Consider the following 16,631-nt stretch of genomic DNA (forward strand, 5'->3'; position numbering starts at 1 on the left):
CGAGCCGCGATCATGGAGGACTGGATCGGCGAATGGTTGGCGGGAACACCAATGGCTCCAGCCCGCTGTTCCAGGTTCGCCGCTCGGCCGCAAGGAGCGGGCTAACCTGGCCGGACAATTCGCCATCAGTGTATGGATGGGGGGGGCTACCCCGAGGAGTTCGGTTTGGATCCCGAATGCCCGACATCCCCGCAGGCATGTCGGCGCGCAAAGTCCTCTTCGTCCTTGCTCGGGTGTCGTCCGCCTCCGGCTCGGCGTCGGCGAGCCGGGCTCGAACGTTTGGGATCTACACGTATCCCGAGCCTACCCCGACTCCGGATCTGGCCGATGTTTTATCGGGGCCTCGAAGGGATAGCCGAAGGCTTTCGCCACCAGGTAGGCGCACCCGCGATTAAGGACGAAACCGACGCTGGCCGGGAGGATCAGGAACTCGAGGACGAAGGCGTCGGCCGGTGCCTGGAGGCCCAGGATCTCTGGGACAGACCATCTCAGCACGAGCAGATACGCCAAGGCCACGCACAGGCCCGCCACGTCGAAGAATACCGCCAGCAGAATGGACCACGGAGACCAGCCCGCCGCCAGCGTCAGCATCAGGCCCGATAAGAGCCCACTCGCCGCCAGGCTGATCAGGGCGATCTGGGTTTGCCCGGTATGCCAATAAAACCAATGACTCTTGAATCGTTTCATCAGGCTGGGCGGATCATCATATAAAGCGCGGCGTCTACAGGATGACGAACAGTCTACGTCATCCTTGGAAGACGAAACGTCGAGGGAAGCTTGGTCGCGTGCTCCCATCGGCGGCAGGCGGCTCCAAGACCTCTCGGGCGCGGAACGGAGGATAGCTCCCGCGCGCGCAATAGACACCCAACGCCAGGCCGCTTGAGACCTCCGCCTGCCCGTTCCTACTCCATCATGTCATTGATGACATTCTTGAACCAGGAATGGGCGTAGCTCACCTCCCGCTTGCGGATCTCCGGACTCGCATTCGCGGGTGAGACGCCGCCGGAGCCGGGGATCGACTCGATGGTGTTGGTCTCGGCATTGAGCCGGTAGACGGCGGCCACGGAGATGCCGAAGTCCTCGCCGACGACGCTGTAGCAGGTGTTGACGAAGGTCGGGTCATCCGATGCCTTGCCCTGGAAGCCGGCGACGATGGCGGCGGCGGCGACCTTGGCCTGGGAGTTGGCCGCGTAGGCGGATTTCGGCATGGTGGCGGCGCTGGAGGCGTCGCCGAGCACATAGATGCCTTTGTGACGGCTGGATTCGAAGGTGCGTTTGTCCACCGGGCACCAGTCGCCGTCCACCAGATCGGCGGCAAAGGCGATGGCGCCCGCCTTCTGTGGCGGGATGATGTTGATCACGTCGCCCTGGAAGTCCTCGACCAATCCGGTCAGGGTGCGGGTGCTCGGATCCAGCGCTTCGACCGCGCCACCGCCCGCGGCACTGACCCACTGGATCATGCTGTTGTCGGTGCCATAGCCATAGAGCTTGGTCCAGCCTTCGATGTAGAGCCCCTGCTTGGAGAAGGCGTCCTTCGCGTCGAGGATGGTGATCTTGGCCTTGGGCTTGTGGTGCTTGCAGTAATGGGCGATCTGCGAGGCGCGCTCATAGGGGCCGGGTGGGCATTTGAAGGGATCGGCCGGGGCGACGATGATCACGTGCCCACCTTCGGGCATGGCCTCGATCTGGCTGCGCAGCAGTTCGGTCTGCGGTCCGGCGTTCCAGGCATGGGGAATCAGCTCGTTCGCGACCTCCTCGTCATAGCCCTCGATGGCGTCCCACTTGAAGCCGATGCCGGGAGAGACGACGCAGGCGTCGTAGTCGAAGGCGCGGCCTCCAGCGGTCTGGACCTGCCGCTTCTCCGGGTCGATGCCGACGACCGTATCTTGAAGCACATCGATGCCATAGCGACGCAGACCGTCGTAACCGAAGGTCAGCGACTGGAGCGTCCGTTCGCCGCTCAGAACCTCGTTGCTCATGAAACAGGAGGTGTAGGCCGGCTTGGACTCGATCAGGGTCACGGCGATGCTCGAGTCGAGTTTGCGCAGGTACTTGGCCGCAGTGCAGCCGCCCACGCCGCCGCCGACCACCACCACGCGGCGCGACGCCCCCAATACCAGCGACGGGAAGCCCAGCGTCCCCAGCGCGGCGGCGGCGCCGGCGGCACGGATGAAGGTTCTGCGATTCAGGTTTGTCACGATGCTCTTCTCCGTCGCCGCGCTACCGATGGCTGCCGTAGTAGTTGACCAGGGCGGGGATGGCCGTGTCCCCCGCCTTCTCGATCGCGGCGTCGACCTTGCGCTTCATCTTGCGCGGCCACTTGCGTTTGCCGCTGAGGAAATCCTCCATGCTGTAGTGCAGATAGGGCATCCACTGGCCGGCGAGGGTGCCGGCATCGCCCGGTCGGCCGCCCTTCTCGTGGCATTTTTCACAGTACTCCTCGTGCAGCCGCGCACCCTGCTCGGCCAAGGCCGCATCGTAGGTCTGCGGAAACAGACGCAGCCGCTGACTGGCGAAGAACCAGGCCATCTCCTTGAGTTGCTCGTCCGTATAGCCCTTGGCGATGCGGTTCATGATGCTGGCGTTACGCTCGTCCTGGCGGTACGCCTGCATGGCGTCCACGAAGACCTCGGGGTCCATGCCGGCGATGGCCGGCATGGATGGCCCAACGCTGGATCCATCGGTCCCGTGACATCCGGCGCAGGTGAATGACATGGCCTGGCCGGATGGCCCCGCCGCGACGGCCACTGGCAGCGCCAGGGCCAACGTGGCGAGAAGGAGATGGCAAACGCCTGTGTGGACGGTCTTGTCGCGCTTCATGTTCTCCATCCCCATCAGCTCGGTAAGGTAATCAGGCCGAACAGCACCAGCGTCAGCAGGGTCAGGCCGGTCATGATCAGCACGGTGGTGATGAACGAGGCCGCCAGCGAGACACGCCGCGACGGACGCTGGACCAGATGCTTCTCCAGCTCACCCGCCGCCACCAGCCGCTCGTATTCGAGACGGTGGTCGTGCTTGAACTCGTCGATGGGGATCACGCCGGTGAAGATGGCCGTGCTCATCGGGAAGCGCTCGGGCCGGAAGTGCACGTTGAAGAAGTGCACCGAGTTTAAGAAGATGGCCGCCAGCAGCGCCTCCTCGGCATGCACCAGATTGGCGATATTGAACGTCCAGCCCGGCAAGATGAGTGAGGTCTTGTCCGGCATGAACAGGATGAGACCGGACGCGCCGATCACCGTGGCACCCCAGAAGGGCGCCCAATAGTCGAACTTCTGCCAGTAGGTCCAGTGGCTGAACTTGGGGCGTGGACCGCGGCCGAGGAACCACTTGAACATGTTCTTCAGATCCTGCCAGTCCTTGCGGTTCGGGACCAGGGAGGTGCTGCCGAACCACTCGAACGTCTTGCGCTTGCGCCAGATGTTGCTGGTCGCTATGCCTAAGTGAGTGAAGAAGATGCCGAGCCAGATGATGGCCGCGGTGCGGTGGATGATGCCCTCCATCCGGATGCCGCCGAGGAATTCCACCACCGCCTTGGCCCAGGCGGTATGCGAGAACAGCAGGGTCGTACCCGTCAGAATCAGGGTCATGGTGGCGATGGCAAACAGGAAGTGGATCCAGCGCCAGACCAGGGGGAAGCGGCGGAAGTAGACCAGGTCGGGCTGGCTCAAGTCTTCGACGAAGCCCTTGCCCTGGACGCGGTCCATCACTTCGCGGAAGAGCCACAGGATCACGTGGACCCAGAAGAAGGCCATGACGGAGAAGACCAGGATCTCCATGAAGACCCTGAAGGCCCAGAGACCCGGATAGTTCTCCCGGTCGTGGGCGTCGCCGTGGGGCCAGAAGCTCAGGAAGTTGTCATTGGCGTCCTTATGGCAGTTCCGGCAGTTCTCCAGACGATTGTCGGCGTGGATCTCCGAGGTCGGGTCGTCTTCGCCCTTCACCGAATGCCCGCCATGACAGTCGTGACACTTGGCGGCATCGGTGTAGCCGAGGCGGTGGACTTGGCCGTGATAGGACTTGAAGTAGGTGCGCTGGGCCTCTTCGTGGCAGTCGCCGCAGTTCTTGGTGATCGCGAGCTTGGCCTTGTCCGTCTCCGGCGAGGCAATGTCGTGGGTGGTGTGGCAGTCGGAGCAGACCGCCGACTCGCTGTCCTTCTTCTCCAGCACCGCCTTGCCATGATCCGAGCCGCGATACTCGTCGAGCTCCTTCTCATGGCATCGGCCGCAGACCTCGGGGTTCTTCAAGCGCTTCTCGGCGCGCTGGATACTGCCAAGCTCGCCAACATTGTGGCCCTCGTGGCAGTCGTAGCAGGTGGCGTTGGTGCGGGACTGATCCAGCTTGCTGGGCTGCGCGTGGATCGACAGCATGTAGCTGCCGATCTGCTCATTGACGACCTTGAGACGGGCATGTTTGTCGTCCGGGTCGTTCTTGTGCTTTTCCCAGGTGTCCCGGTGGCACTCGATGCAGCCGACGATGACCGCCGGCGCCTTGCGATGGGGTACGCGGTCGATGGTGACGTGGCAGCTTGTGCAACTTTGATCGCCGTGAACGCTCGCCTCGATCTCCTTGCCGTGGACGAAGATCTGTACCGGCGTGCCGTCATCGCGCACATCGGTCTGTTGCTGCGCATCGCCATGACAGGTCAGGCAGCGCTCATTGGGAATGACCCGCTTGCCCGTTTCTGGATCGAAATGGTCGATCATCAGCCCTTCGTCGGGCTCCGCCGGGGCGGCAAAGGCGACTGGAAGGGTGATCGTGAAGAGAAGCGCCGCCAAAAGGCTGACGATTCCTGTAATGGCGATGCGTCTTGGCATCGTGGCTCCTCCGGTGTCCTCGGTCATCTGTATATTCTTGTTGCCGATCAAGCCAGCGATGCGGATGGTCTAGTGTCGCGGCGTACTCTCTCCGAGGTGTGCGGCACGGCGCGTCTGGGGCTGACAGCGCGAGGTGCAAGCCGCGTTCCGAATCCCGATCAGCGCGTCCGACCGTGGGGAATGAGCGCGAAGAACGCGCGTGGATGGCGGCGGGCGGGGCAAGATTTACCTCGGATCCCTAATCTCGACGGCTTGGGCCGCGGCGCCAAGCGTTCGCTCGACAGCGGTTGCGGCGAGCCAAAGCGAACCCTAGTCATCAACGGATCCTGTACCTTATTGGCGCTGCATTCTGCGCGATGGCCTTGAAAATGATCAATCGCATTGGGTCGCTAGACCGCTCTTTGCTGATCTGGATCAACGGATCCAGAGTTCCATGTTTCCGTTTGGCGCCGTGATCGCGGATGGCGGCGCAATCGACGTTTATTCTCGTTTTCGTGTGGCGACGAGCAAGCGGGTGGTCAAGCAGGGATCGGGGTGTCGGCTGATGCTGGAGCTGTCGGGTTATCTTGGACTCTTTCTCGCCGCGTTTGGCGCCGCCACCCTGCTGCCGTTGCAGTCGGAGGCGCTCTTGGTCGGGCTGCTGCTTTCGGGCGTCTATCCGGTCTGGGCGCTGCTTCTGGTGGCGACGCTCGGCAATGGGCTGGGTGCCCTGCTGAATTGGTGGCTCGGGCGATCCCTGGCCCGCTGGCGGGAACGCCCCTGGTTTCCCGTGCCGGCACACCGGCTGGCTCAGGCCGAGCGTTTCTATCGGCGGACCGGACACTGGTCCTTGCTGCTGAGCTGGGTGCCGGTCATCGGCGACCCGCTCACCCTGATCGCCGGTCTCCTGCGCGAGCCCCTCTGGCGCTTTCTCGCACTGGTGATCCTGGCCAAGGGCGGACGCTATCTGGTGCTCGGCATGCTAACCCTGGAATGGGCCTGAGGCTCGACATCAGCGGCCGTCCGCTCGGTGCGCGATCTAAGCTGGACCCGCTCAGTCCACCAGCCGCCCCTGCTCGTAATCCTGAATCGCCTGCCTGATCTCCTCCTGGGTATTCATCACGAAGGGGCCGTAATGAGCGACGGGCTCGCCCAGCGGACGGGCCGCCAGGACCAGGGCATGGGCGACCTCCTCTCCCGTCTGGAGCGCAACGCCTTCACCCGCGCCAAGTACCGCCATCCGCCGGGGGATGAGTCCCTGGCCGGCGACCTGGAGCCGACCCGCGATCAGATACACCAGCGCACGATGGCCGGCTGGGATGGGGACAAGCAGTTCCGTGTTGGCCGGCAACCGCGCATCGAGATAGAGCGGATCGGTGGCCAGGCCCTGGACGGGGCCGAGGGTTTGGGTGTCGCCCTCCGCGAAGGCCCCGGCGATCACCTTCACCTGGATTCCATTCGCCAGGGTCACCACCGGGATGGCCTCGGCCGGGAGATGCCGGTAGGCCGGATCGCTCAGCTTGTCCCTGGCGGGCAGATTGATCCAGAGCTGCAAGCCATGCATGCGTCCGGACTCCTGCTGGGGCATCTCGGAGTGTATGACCCCACGACCGGCGGTCATCCATTGCACCCCGCCGGAAGACAGCAAACCCTGGTGACCGAGATGGTCCTCATGGAGCATCCGTCCCTCCAGCATGTAGGTGACCGTCTCGAAGCCCCGATGCGGATGGGGCGGGAAACCGGCGATGTAGTCGTCCGCCGACTCCGAGCCGAATTCGTCGAGTAACAGAAAGGGATCCAGGCCGCGCATCCCGTCGGGCCCGACGATCCGGTAAAGCTTGACCCCGCCCCCGTCGGAGGCTGGACTGGCGCTCAGAATACGTTCGATGGTCATGGTCCGCATGTGGTCATCTCCTCAGGCGGCGGCAAGTTGCCGAATGGACTGGGTGGCCACGGCCAGGCTTTCCTGGCGCTCCGCCTCACCCCGCCCGAGGTCGCGATGGGCCACGTAGTCTCGGGGCAGGGTGGAGGAGACACCGTCATGGGAGAAGAGACTCGTGTCGATGTGCAGGAGGTGGGTCATGGTCGGTTTCTCGATCGGCGATGAAGTGGACTTGAGGAAAAGTCTAGGCCCAAGGAGGCGATTGTTTTATGCTCATTTCCAGTCTATTCCATCAATAAATCCGATCTGTCATGGCCGCTGAACTCCCCCGCACGACCCTGGAGCAATGGGCCACCCTGGAAGCGGTGGTCGATCAGGGCGGTTTCGAGGCCGCCGCCGAGGTGCTCAAGCGCGGTCAGTCCTCGGTGAGCTACAGCCTGAAGCGGTTGCAGGAACAGCTGCCGGTGGCGGTGCTGGCCCCTCACGGGCGTCGGACCCGGCTGACCGATCCGGGGCGGGTGCTGCTGCAGCGGGCACGCCTCCTGCTGGAGGAGGCCCGGCGCCTGGAACAATTGGCCGCGACGCTCGCCGAGGGCTGGGAGACGCAGGTGCGCCTCGCGGTGGAGATCGTGATGCCTCCGGATCCGCTGCTCGGTGCTCTCGCCCGCTTTAGCGCCGAGGTTCCCCAGACGCGCGTGCAGTTGATCGAGACGGTGCTCTCCGGAACCTGCGAGGCCTTGCTCCAGCATCAGGTGGATCTGGCGATCACGGGTCAGGTGCCGCCGGGGTTTCTGGGCGATCCCTTGGCGCGGGTGGACTTCGTCGCGGTCGCCCGGGGAGATCATCCGTTGCATGCGCTGGGACGCCCTTTAACCGTGGAAGACCTGCGCGCGCGGCGCCAGATCGTGATCCGCGATACCGGGCGCTTTCGTCAGGTCGACAGCGGCTGGCTGGAGGCCGGGGAGCGTTGGACGGTCTCGCATCTGCTCACGGCCATCGCGATTCTGAAACGGGGGCTCGGCTTTGCCTGGATTCCTCGGTCGCACATTCGAGTGGAGCTGGAAAATGGAGATTTAAAACCGCTGCCACTGGTCCAGGGGGCCATTCGTTCCGAGACCCTCTATCTGGTCTATGCCGATCCGGCAGGGGCGGGTCCGGCGACTCGGGCACTCGGACAGTGGTTGGTCGAGCAGGCGGCCAGGGATTCCAACAACGAAGGCCAGTGACCGTGCCCTGTCACGAGACGCCCATGAGCACTCCATCGGCTTCTGGGATGAAATGAATGCGCGCGGGCGGGCGGGAACCGAAGCCATTGTGTCGTCGGACGTTCGCGGACAGAGGTTTCGCAAGCTTGCGTCGCGGTACCGGATAACTCTCGGACGGCGCGGCGCCGACCCCCGCCGTCTCATGGTGGGGTCGGCGGGTTGGCCTGACACCAGGATGCCGCGCCCGTGCGCGCGATGGGGGCCGGGACGACCCTGGCTTCAGTTCAGGAGCCTGGGGCCGTTAAGGAGACCAGGCACCGTGCCTGGTCTCGCGCACCCAGGAGATCCAGACCGTGGAAATTCCCACCTCGACGGCCGGACTCGCCACCTCGGCGAGGTCAGCCTCCGGATCCACGCCACTTAACAGACAACCGGCGTGTTCAAGGCCGGTAGACGACATCGCCACCCCATCAGGAGAACCCCGATGCCCAGAACCTGGTTCCTGCTTGCACTGATCATCGCCGGTTCGGTTCAGGCCGATAACGACCGCGAGATCCTGTATCAAGTCTCCACCATTGACGCCCTGCTGACTGGGGTCTACCAGCCTTTGGCCAAGCTCCGTGAGGTACGGACCCGCGGGGATTTTGGCCTGGGAACCTTCGACGCACTCGACGGGGAACTGATCCTCCTGGAAGGACAGGTCTATCAGGCCGCCGCCGATGGCCAGGTCAGGCTCATGCCGCCCGACACCGGGACGCCGTTCATGGCCGTTACCTTTTTCGACGCCGACCACGCCCTCGATTCACCCGCCGATCAACCCTACGCGGACTTCAAAACCTGGCTGGAGTCTCGGCTCCCGAGTCACAATCTCATCTATGCGGTGCGGGTGGATGGCGTCTTCGATCACATCCTTTTTCGCAGCGTGCCACGGCAGAATCCGCCTTATCGGCCACTGGCGGAGGTGTCCAGGCAGCAAACGCTTTTTGAGCAATCGGCGATCCGCGGCACCTTGATCGGTTTCTGGTGCCCGACCTTCCTGCAAGGCGTCAACGTCCCCGGTTTCCATCTCCACTTCCTGTCCGCCGATCGACGGCACGCCGGGCATGTGCTCGACTTCCGGCTCGCTCAAGGACGGGTCCAACTGGACCAAACCGACGGTTGGGAGGTCCAACTCCCGCTCCATCCCGCCTTTCTCGACGCGCCTCTCCATGGGGACCAGAGCCGCGACTTGCAGGCGGTCGAGCAGGGGCACTCCACGCCATAATGGTCGCCACTGGGCCTCTCGCGGCGGGATGCCACCTACGCTGATCTTCTGCGATCCGATCATGAGCGCGCGCCGCGCACGGATGCTGGTTCACGGGTTGTCTTTTCCCAGGCTAGACATCTATCATGTTGTCCATGACCTCACTCATGATGTTTTATACATGATTACCTCCACCCAAGTCCGGGCCGCCCGCGCCTTGCTGGGGATCGATCAGCGTCGTCTCGCGCAGGCTGCGGGGCTGTCGCTGCCGACCATTCAGCGGATGGAGGGCAGCGCCGGGCAGGTGCGCGGCAACGTGGAATCGCTGGTGAAGGTGGTCGAGGCGCTGGAGCGTGCGGGGATCGAGCTGATCGGCGAGGGCCAGGCCAGCGCTGGCGGTGGGCGGGGCGTGCGGCTCAAGTCGCCGCCGCTGGACGCTGCTTCCTGATGGAGAACCAGGCGCTCTCGCTGGCCTACATGGCGCTCTGGCTGGCGCTGGCCTCCTCGGGCGTGTCGCTGCTGGCCGCTCGCACGCCTCGGATCCTGCGCTGGGTTGCCATGCCCTTGATCGGACTCTCGGGCGTCGCGGCCTTCGGCGCGGGGCTCTGGGCCTTGATCGCGCACGAGACCCTCACCGCCACGCTGCCCCTGGGCCTGCCCTGGATGCCCTGGCATCTGCGCCTCGACGCCCTGTCCGGATTTTTCCTGGCGGTGATCGGTCTGGTGACCAGCGCCCTAGGGCTCTACGGACCGGCCTACGTCCGTAGCTTCGAGCATGGGCGGGATTCGCTGGTGGCGCTCGGCGGCTTCACCGGGCTCTTTCTGACCGGCATGCTGCTGGTGGTGCTGGCCGACGATGCCTTTGCCTTCATGGTGGCCTGGGAGCTGATGTCCCTGTCCTCCTATTTCCTGGTGGCCTTCCAGCACGAGAATGCCGCCAACCGGCGCGCGGCCTTTCTCTATCTGCTCATGGCCCATATCGGCGGGCTGACGATCCTGCTCGGTTTCGGCGTGCTGGCGGCCTTCGGCGGCGGCTTCGACTTCGATTCGATGCGCGCGGCGTCGCTCTCGCCGGGCTGGGCGAGCGTCGCCTTCGCCCTGGCCTTCGTCGGTTTCGGCATGAAGGCGGGGCTGGTCCCCATGCATGTCTGGCTGCCGGAGGCGCATCCGGTCGCGCCCTCGCACATCTCGGCGCTCATGTCCGGGGTCATGCTCAAGGTGGCGGTCTACGGCTTCATCCGGGTGGTGCTGGATCTGAACGGCGAGGTCCAGTGGCAATGGGGGGTGACCCTGCTGCTGGTCGGCAGTGTCTCGGCGCTCATGGGCGTGCTTTTCGCCCTGATGCAGACCGATCTCAAGCGGCTGCTCGCCTATTCCTCGGTGGAGAATCTGGGGATCATCTTCATCGCGCTCGGGCTGGCGCTGCTGTTCCAGGCCACGGGGCATGTCATGCTGGCGGCGCTGGCCCTGGTCGCGGCCCTCTATCACGTCATCAATCACGCGCTCTTCAAGGGACTGCTGTTCCTCGGCGCGGGGGCCATCCTGCACAGCACCCATGAGCGGGATCTGGAGCAGATGGGCGGACTGCTGCGGCGGATGCCCTGGACCGGCTTTTTCTTCCTGGTCGGTTGTCTCTCGATCTCGGCGCTGCCGCCCTTCAACGGTTTCGTCTCGGAGTGGCTGATCTTCCAGTCGGCGCTCCAGGCCTGGCAGCTCGAAAGCGGTGTGCTGCGCAGCCTGGTTCCCATCGCCTCGGCGGTGCTGGCGCTCACCGGCGCGCTGGTGGCGGCGACCTTCGTCAAGGTGTACGGCATCGCCTTTCTCGGTCAGGCGCGCAGCCGCCATGTGCGCCGCGCGCGGCCGTCGCCCAAGGGGATGTGGGCCGGGCAGGGGTTCCTGGCCGCGTTCTGTCTGCTGCTGGGCGTGTTGCCGACCCAGGTCACCGGGCTCATCGACCCGGTGGCCGAGCAACTCCTGGGGACCGGGATTCCCCAGGCCAGCGCCAACGGCTGGCTCTGGCTGACGCCCATCTCGTCGGAAACGGCCAGCTACAGCGCGCCGCTGACGATCCTCCTGCTGGCCCTGATCGCCGGGGTGGCGATCTGGTGGTTCAACCGGGGCGGCGTGCGGCGGGTCCGTCGCTGCGATCCCTGGGACTGCGGTTTCACCTCGCCCTCGCCGCGCATGCAGTACACCGCGACCGCCTTCGCCCAACCGATCCGGCGGGTCTTCGGGCTGCTGTTCGAGATCGAGGAGATCCGCGATACGGGCGCGGACGGCGTGCAGCGCTATCGGCTCAAGCTGGTCGATCGCACCCTGCGGCTGATCCACGCGCCCGTGGCGCGCGCGGTCGAGACCGCCTCCAAGCGGGTGGTGCGGTTGCAGTCGGGCCATGTGCGCGGCTATCTGGGCTGGACGCTCGTGACCTTGCTGGTGCTGCTATGGATCATTTCCTGACGGCGGTCGAGGGGGGCCGGACCCCATGTCATTGACCGTCTGGCTCATCGCCCTGGCGCAGGCGCTGCTGTGCGCGGCGCTGGCCCCGCTGCTGATCGGCTGGGTGCGCCTGGTCAAGGCGCGGCTCCAGAACCGCTGCGGGGCCTCGGTGCTCCAGCCCTATTCGGATCTGCGCAAGCTACTGATCAAGGAAACGCGGGTCGCCCATACCGCCTCGCCGCTGTTTCGGGTCGCGCCCTATATCGTCTTCGTCGCCATCTGGCTGGCCTGCGCGACCGTGCCGCTGGTGGCGCTGGATCTGCCGACCGCCCGGATCGCCGACATCATCGTCCTGGTCGGACTGCTGGCGCTGGCCCGTTTCTTCCTGGCCCTGGCCGGAATGGACGTGGGCACGGCCTTCGGCGGCATGGGGGCCTCGCGCGAGATGCTGATCTCGGCGCTCGCCGAGCCGGCGATGCTGATGGCCGTCTTCACCCTGGCGATGACCGCGCACAGCACCAGCCTGGTGGGCGTGATGGAGCATCATCTGACGGACGGCTTCCTGCTGCGTCCCTCCTATCTCTTCGCCTTCGGCGCGCTCATCCTGGTGGCGCTGGCCGAGTGCGGCCGTATCCCGGTGGACAACCCGGCGACCCATCTGGAGCTGACCATGGTCCACGAGGCCATGCTGCTGGAGTACAGCGGCCGGCATCTGGCCCTGATGGAATGGGCGGCCCAGATCAAGCTGCTGCTCTATGGGGTGCTGATCGCCAATGTCTTCCTGCCCTGGGGCATCGCCCAGGACTTCAGTCCGGCGGCGCTGGCCCTGGGGCTGGCCGCCGTGCTGTTCAAGCTGGCGATCCTGGGCGCGGCGCTGGCCGCCGGCGAGACGGTGCTGGCGAAGATGCGGCTGTTCCGCGTGCCGGCCTTTCTGAACCTGGCCCTGCTGCTGGGTCTGCTCGGACTCCTGAGCCATGTGATCCTGGAGGTGGGCGCATGAGCCTGACGGTCATGACCCTGCTGGAACAGTTCGTGCTGCTGCTGGCCGCGCTGGCGCTCTTCCTGTCGTTCGTGCTGCTGGCGCAGGCGCGCCTGGTCGCGGCCATCCATATCTTCGCCTGGCAGGGGGCGCTGGTCGCCGCCGTGACGCTCACGGTCGCCCTGACCGGACAGGCGTCGCATCTCTATTTCTCCGCCCTGCTGACCCTGGCCCTGAAGGCGCTGCTGATCCCTTGGATGCTGCACCGCCTGGCGCGTCGGCTGGGTCTGGAGCGTCACACCGAGACCCTGACCCGGCCCGCGCTGGTCATCATGGCGGCGGTGGCCCTGGTGATCTTCAGCTACTGGCTGGTGGCCCCGATGGTCGAGCATGGCCTGGTCTTCACCCGCAACATCATCGCCGTCAGTCTGGCGGTGGTCCTGATCGGGCTCCTGATGATGGTCTTCCGCCAGCAGGCGGTAGCCCAGGTGCTCGGCTTCATGTCGATGGAGAACGGGCTCTTTCTCGCGGCCGTCTCGGCGACCTCGGGCATGCCGCTGGTGGTGGAACTGGGGGTGGCCTTCGACGTGCTGGTGGCGATGGTGCTGTTCGGCGTCTTCTTCTTTCAGATCCGCGAGAGTATCGATTCGCTGGACGTGGACCGGCTCAACCGGCTGACCGAGACGGGCGAGATCGAGGAGCGGCGTCCAGCATGAACGCGCTGCTGCTCACGCTCCTCACCCCGCTGATCGGCGGGCTGCTGCTGATCCTGGTGCGCCCGCTGGGCGCGGCCGGCTGGCTCAATCTCGCGGTCTCGGCCCTGACCCTGGTCGGCGCGGTCTGGCTGGCCTGGGACGTGGCGCACGCCGGGACCATCGCGGGCCTGGGATTTCGGCTGGACGCCTTCAACGTCTATCTGGTGGCCCTCACCGCCTTCGTGGGCCTGACCACCTCGATCTTCTCCCGTCCCTACATGCGCCATGTCTGCGCTATCGGGCGTCTCAGCGCCGGCAATCTGCGTCTCTATCACGTCATGTATCAGGCCTTCATGGTCACCATGCTGGTGGCCCTGACGACCGACAACCTGGGCGTGCTCTGGGTCGCGATCGAGGGCGCGACGCTCGCCACGGTGCTGCTGGTCTCGCTCTATCGGACGCCGGAGTCGGTCGAGGCGGCCTGGAAATATTTCATCCTCTGCGGCGTCGGCATCGCCCTGGCGCTGTTCGGGACCGTGCTGACCTATTTCGCGGCGCAGCACGTCATCGCCGATCCGGACGCCGGGCTGACCTGGAGCGTGCTCTACGAGCAGGCCCAGGCGCTCGATCCCACGGTGATGCGCATCGCCTTCGTCTTCCTGCTGGTGGGCTATGGCACCAAGGTCGGTCTGGTTCCCATGCATCAGTGGCTGCCGGACGCCCACTCCGAGGGACCGACGCCCATGTCGGCCGTGCTCTCCGGGCTGCTGCTGAACGTCGCGCTCTACGCCGTGGTGCGGCTCAAGATGCTGGTCGACGGCTCGCTGGCCGAGACCGCCACGCCGCATCTGGCCGGGGCGCTGCTGATGGGCTTCGGGCTGGTCTCCTTCACGGTCGCCGGGCTCTTCCTGCATCGCCAGCGCGACATCAAACGGATGTTCAGCTATTCCTCGATCGAGCACATGGGGCTCATGACCTTCGCCTTCGGGCTCGGCGGACCCCTGGCCACCTTCGGGGCCTTGCTGCACATGCTGGTGCACTCGCTCACCAAGTCCGCCATCTTCGTCACCGTGGGCCATGCCACCCACATCGCTGGCACCCAGGCGATCGACGGCATCCGCGGACTGATCCGCACCCAGCCGGCGGTCGGCTGGTCGCTGCTGATCGGGGTCGTCGCCATCGCGGGCTTTCCGCCCTTCGGCGTCTTCATGAGCGAGTTCCTGCTGCTGACGGCGACCATGCAGACCTATCCCTGGTTCACGGTGGCGCTGTTGAGCGGGCTCGCGGTCGCCTTCGCCGGTCTGTTCCGGCATCTGCACCCCATGGTCTACGGGGCCGCGCCCGAGGGCCAACGGCCGGTCCAGGCCAACATGCTGCCGGTGCTGATCCATCTGGGACTGGTGCTCTGGCTGGGACTCTCCATACCAGGCTTCCTCGCCGCCTGGCTGGATCGCGCGACCCAGCTCATTACCGGGACGCATCTTCTTTAAATCAGTTGTCGGTTTTCAGTTTTCAGTTGTCAGTGGTTGGATCGGGGGGCTTGTCTCGATCGGCTTGTCGATGATTGATCATTCTCCGAGGTGCCTCTGTCCATGAACCGCTTCGATTGGCTGTCCGAGTACCTGGCGCGGTTGGAGGATGAGCATGTGATCGCTCATCGCGGCGATGCGCGGGTGCTGGCTCCGGCGCATCGGCTGGCGCTGGATCCGGAGGATTGGGCTCCGGCGGCGCGGCTGGCGGCGGCGATGGGTCTGCGTCACGCCGGTGTCTGGGCCGATCCGCTGGATACGCCGGGCGATCTCGACGATGAAAGCGAGCCGGTCATTCGGGTCCGGTCCTGCCTCGAATATGCCGGGGACTATCTGCTGCTGGAGACCGAGACGCCGCTCGCCCGGCCGCTCCTGGCCTCGCAGACGCCGTATTTTCCCGGACTCGATCGGCTGGAGCGCCACGCCCATGACATGACCGGGCTGGTCTGGACCAATCACCCCGACGAGCGTCGCTGGACCCGTCATCAAGCCTGGCCGGCCGACCGCTTTCCCCTGCGCGCCGACTTCCCGCTCGGCGGCGAACACAACAAGCGCACCCCCGCCGATGTCGAGTATCCCTTCACGCCGGTCCTGGGAACGGGCGTCTACGAGATTCCGGTCGGCCCCGTTCACGCTGGCATCATCGAGCCGGGGCATTTCCGTTTTCACGCCATGGGCGAGGATGTGCTGAAACTGGAGGAACGGCTCGGTTATGTCCACAAAGGGATCGAGAAGCTCGCCGTCGGCCGGGATCCGAACGGCCTGGCACGGCTCGCCGGGCGCGTCTCCGGGGATTCCACGGTCGCGCACACCTGGGCCGCCTGTCAGGCGATGGAACGGGCGAGCGGATGCGAGGTGCCCCCGCGCGCCCTGTCACTGCGCGGGCTCATGGCCGAGCGTGAACGCATCGCCAATCATCTGGGCGACATCGGGGCCATCTGCAACGACGTCGGTTTCGCCTTCGCGCATGTCCAGTGCGCCCGGCTGCGCGAGCTGTGGCAGCGGCGCTCGCACGCCCTCTTCGGCCATCGCTTCATGATGGATGCGATCATCCCCGGCGGCGTCGTCCATGACCTCACCACGGACGCCTTCCGCGAGCTGCGACAGGACCACGCCGCCTTGCATCGCGCCATCGAGCCGCTGTTCGACGTTATCGAGGATCATCCCTCGCTCGACGATCGCCTCATCGGCACCGGCCTCCTGTCGAAGGCGGACGCGCGCGCCTTCGGCTGCACCGGCTATGTCGGCAAGGCCAGCGGGCTCGGCTTCGACGTCCGTCACGACCACGCCTATCCGCCCTACGACGGCGTCCGCGTCGAGGTTCCGGTCCAGAACGATGGCGACGTAGCCGCGCGCGCGACGGTACGCATGGACGAGGTGCGCGCCGGTCTCTGGATGCTCGACCGCCTGCTCGACGCCCTGCCCGAGGGCGAGATCCACGCCCCCCTGCCAACCCCTGAGGCGAACGCCATGGGTCTGGGCTTGATCGAGGGTTGGCGCGGGGAGATCCTCAGCTTCGTACGTTTCGACGCGCACGGCCGGATCGCGCGCTACTTCCCCCGCGACCCAAGCTGGTTCACCTGGCCCGCGCTGGAACGCCTCATCCTCGGCAACATCGTCCCCGACTTCCCCGTCTGCAACAAATCCGTCAACGGCTCCTATTCCGGACAGGATTTGTAGGATGGGCAGAGCCCGCGCTCTATGACCAAAACGGGGACGGACCCGAATGGCACTAAGATAAGCCCAACCTGCTGAAACGCATGAGAAAGGCTGGCGGTGGTGGTAGGCTGAGAGTGGCCAAACCCAACTGCCCACCCGTGGAGCCAGCCCCCATGCATCCTCGTCAGCGCGCCGCGCAGCGGCAACGAC

At 65.5% G+C, this 16,631-nt stretch carries 15 protein-coding genes; 9 read left to right on the top strand and 6 right to left on the bottom strand.

Annotated elements, in window-relative coordinates:
* Window positions 1-303: 303 nt before the first annotated feature.
* The 4 genes from CKO27_RS05235 to CKO27_RS05250 form a co-directional block, all read right to left on the bottom strand.
* Window positions 304-687, bottom strand: a complete 384-nt coding sequence (locus tag CKO27_RS05235) for a hypothetical protein (RefSeq protein ID WP_200373816.1) — start codon at window positions 685-687, stop codon at window positions 304-306.
* Window positions 688-902: 215 nt separating this feature from the next.
* Window positions 903-2,198 carry an FCSD flavin-binding domain-containing protein gene (locus tag CKO27_RS05240; RefSeq protein WP_200373817.1) on the bottom strand — a complete coding sequence of 432 codons (1,296 nt, stop codon included), beginning with the start codon at window positions 2,196-2,198 and terminating at the stop codon, window positions 903-905.
* A 22-nt stretch (window positions 2,199-2,220) separates the two neighbouring features.
* Window positions 2,221-2,829, bottom strand: a complete 609-nt coding sequence (locus CKO27_RS05245) for a c-type cytochrome (RefSeq protein WP_200373818.1) — start codon at window positions 2,827-2,829, stop codon at window positions 2,221-2,223.
* Between the two features lie 5 nt (window positions 2,830-2,834).
* A complete protein-coding gene (locus CKO27_RS05250) occupies window positions 2,835-4,814 on the bottom strand; it encodes a cytochrome C (protein ID WP_200373819.1) in 1,980 nt (659 codons plus the stop codon).
* A 433-nt stretch (window positions 4,815-5,247) separates the two neighbouring features.
* Here CKO27_RS05250 and CKO27_RS05255 point away from each other — a divergent pair, with 433 nt between their 5' ends.
* Entirely contained in the window at window positions 5,248-5,796 is a 549-nt protein-coding gene (locus tag CKO27_RS05255; RefSeq protein WP_476718495.1) for a YqaA family protein, read from the top strand.
* Window positions 5,797-5,847: 51 nt separating this feature from the next.
* Here CKO27_RS05255 and CKO27_RS05260 read toward each other — a convergent pair whose 3' ends face one another.
* A complete protein-coding gene (locus tag CKO27_RS05260; protein ID WP_200373820.1) occupies window positions 5,848-6,696 on the bottom strand; it encodes a pirin family protein in 849 nt (282 codons plus the stop codon).
* A gap of 12 nt (window positions 6,697-6,708) precedes the next feature.
* Window positions 6,709-6,876, bottom strand: coding sequence for a hypothetical protein (locus CKO27_RS05265; RefSeq protein WP_200373821.1), 168 nt, complete (start codon window positions 6,874-6,876; stop codon window positions 6,709-6,711).
* 110 nt (window positions 6,877-6,986) lie between these two features.
* Between CKO27_RS05265 and CKO27_RS05270 the strand changes: the two genes are divergently transcribed.
* The 8 genes from CKO27_RS05270 (at window position 6,987) to CKO27_RS05305 (ending at window position 16,442) form a co-directional block, all read left to right on the top strand.
* On the top strand, window positions 6,987-7,901 hold the full coding sequence (locus CKO27_RS05270; protein ID WP_200373822.1) for a LysR family transcriptional regulator: 915 nt from the start codon (window positions 6,987-6,989) through the stop codon (window positions 7,899-7,901).
* Window positions 7,902-8,364: 463 nt separating this feature from the next.
* Window positions 8,365-9,144: an acetolactate decarboxylase gene (budA, locus tag CKO27_RS05275; RefSeq protein WP_200373823.1), complete on the top strand. Its 780-nt coding sequence runs from the start codon at window positions 8,365-8,367 to the stop codon at window positions 9,142-9,144.
* A gap of 160 nt (window positions 9,145-9,304) precedes the next feature.
* Window positions 9,305-9,571 carry a helix-turn-helix domain-containing protein gene (locus CKO27_RS05280; protein ID WP_200373824.1) on the top strand — a complete coding sequence of 89 codons (267 nt, stop codon included), beginning with the start codon at window positions 9,305-9,307 and terminating at the stop codon, window positions 9,569-9,571.
* Window positions 9,571-11,580, top strand: coding sequence for a hydrogenase 4 subunit B (gene hyfB, locus CKO27_RS05285; RefSeq protein ID WP_200373825.1), 2,010 nt, complete (start codon window positions 9,571-9,573; stop codon window positions 11,578-11,580). The genes CKO27_RS05280 and hyfB overlap by 1 nt, the downstream gene beginning before the upstream one ends.
* Before the next feature lie 25 nt (window positions 11,581-11,605).
* Complete coding sequence (locus CKO27_RS05290; RefSeq protein WP_200373826.1) at window positions 11,606-12,559, top strand: respiratory chain complex I subunit 1 family protein; 954 nt, start codon at window positions 11,606-11,608, stop codon at window positions 12,557-12,559.
* Window positions 12,556-13,254: a formate hydrogenlyase gene (locus CKO27_RS05295; protein WP_200373827.1), complete on the top strand. Its 699-nt coding sequence runs from the start codon at window positions 12,556-12,558 to the stop codon at window positions 13,252-13,254. Before CKO27_RS05290 ends, CKO27_RS05295 begins: the two co-directional genes overlap by 4 nt.
* Window positions 13,251-14,723: a hydrogenase 4 subunit F gene (locus tag CKO27_RS05300; protein ID WP_200373828.1), complete on the top strand. Its 1,473-nt coding sequence runs from the start codon at window positions 13,251-13,253 to the stop codon at window positions 14,721-14,723. The genes CKO27_RS05295 and CKO27_RS05300 overlap by 4 nt, the downstream gene beginning before the upstream one ends.
* 102 nt (window positions 14,724-14,825) lie before the next feature.
* Window positions 14,826-16,442 (top strand): hydrogenase large subunit, encoded by a 1,617-nt coding sequence (locus tag CKO27_RS05305; RefSeq protein WP_200373829.1) that lies wholly within the window; start codon window positions 14,826-14,828, stop codon window positions 16,440-16,442.
* Window positions 16,443-16,631 lie beyond the last annotated feature (189 nt).

This window comes from Thiocystis violacea (genome assembly GCF_016583575.1).
In the GTDB taxonomy this organism is placed as follows: Bacteria; Pseudomonadota; Gammaproteobacteria; order Chromatiales; family Chromatiaceae; genus Thiocystis; species Thiocystis violacea.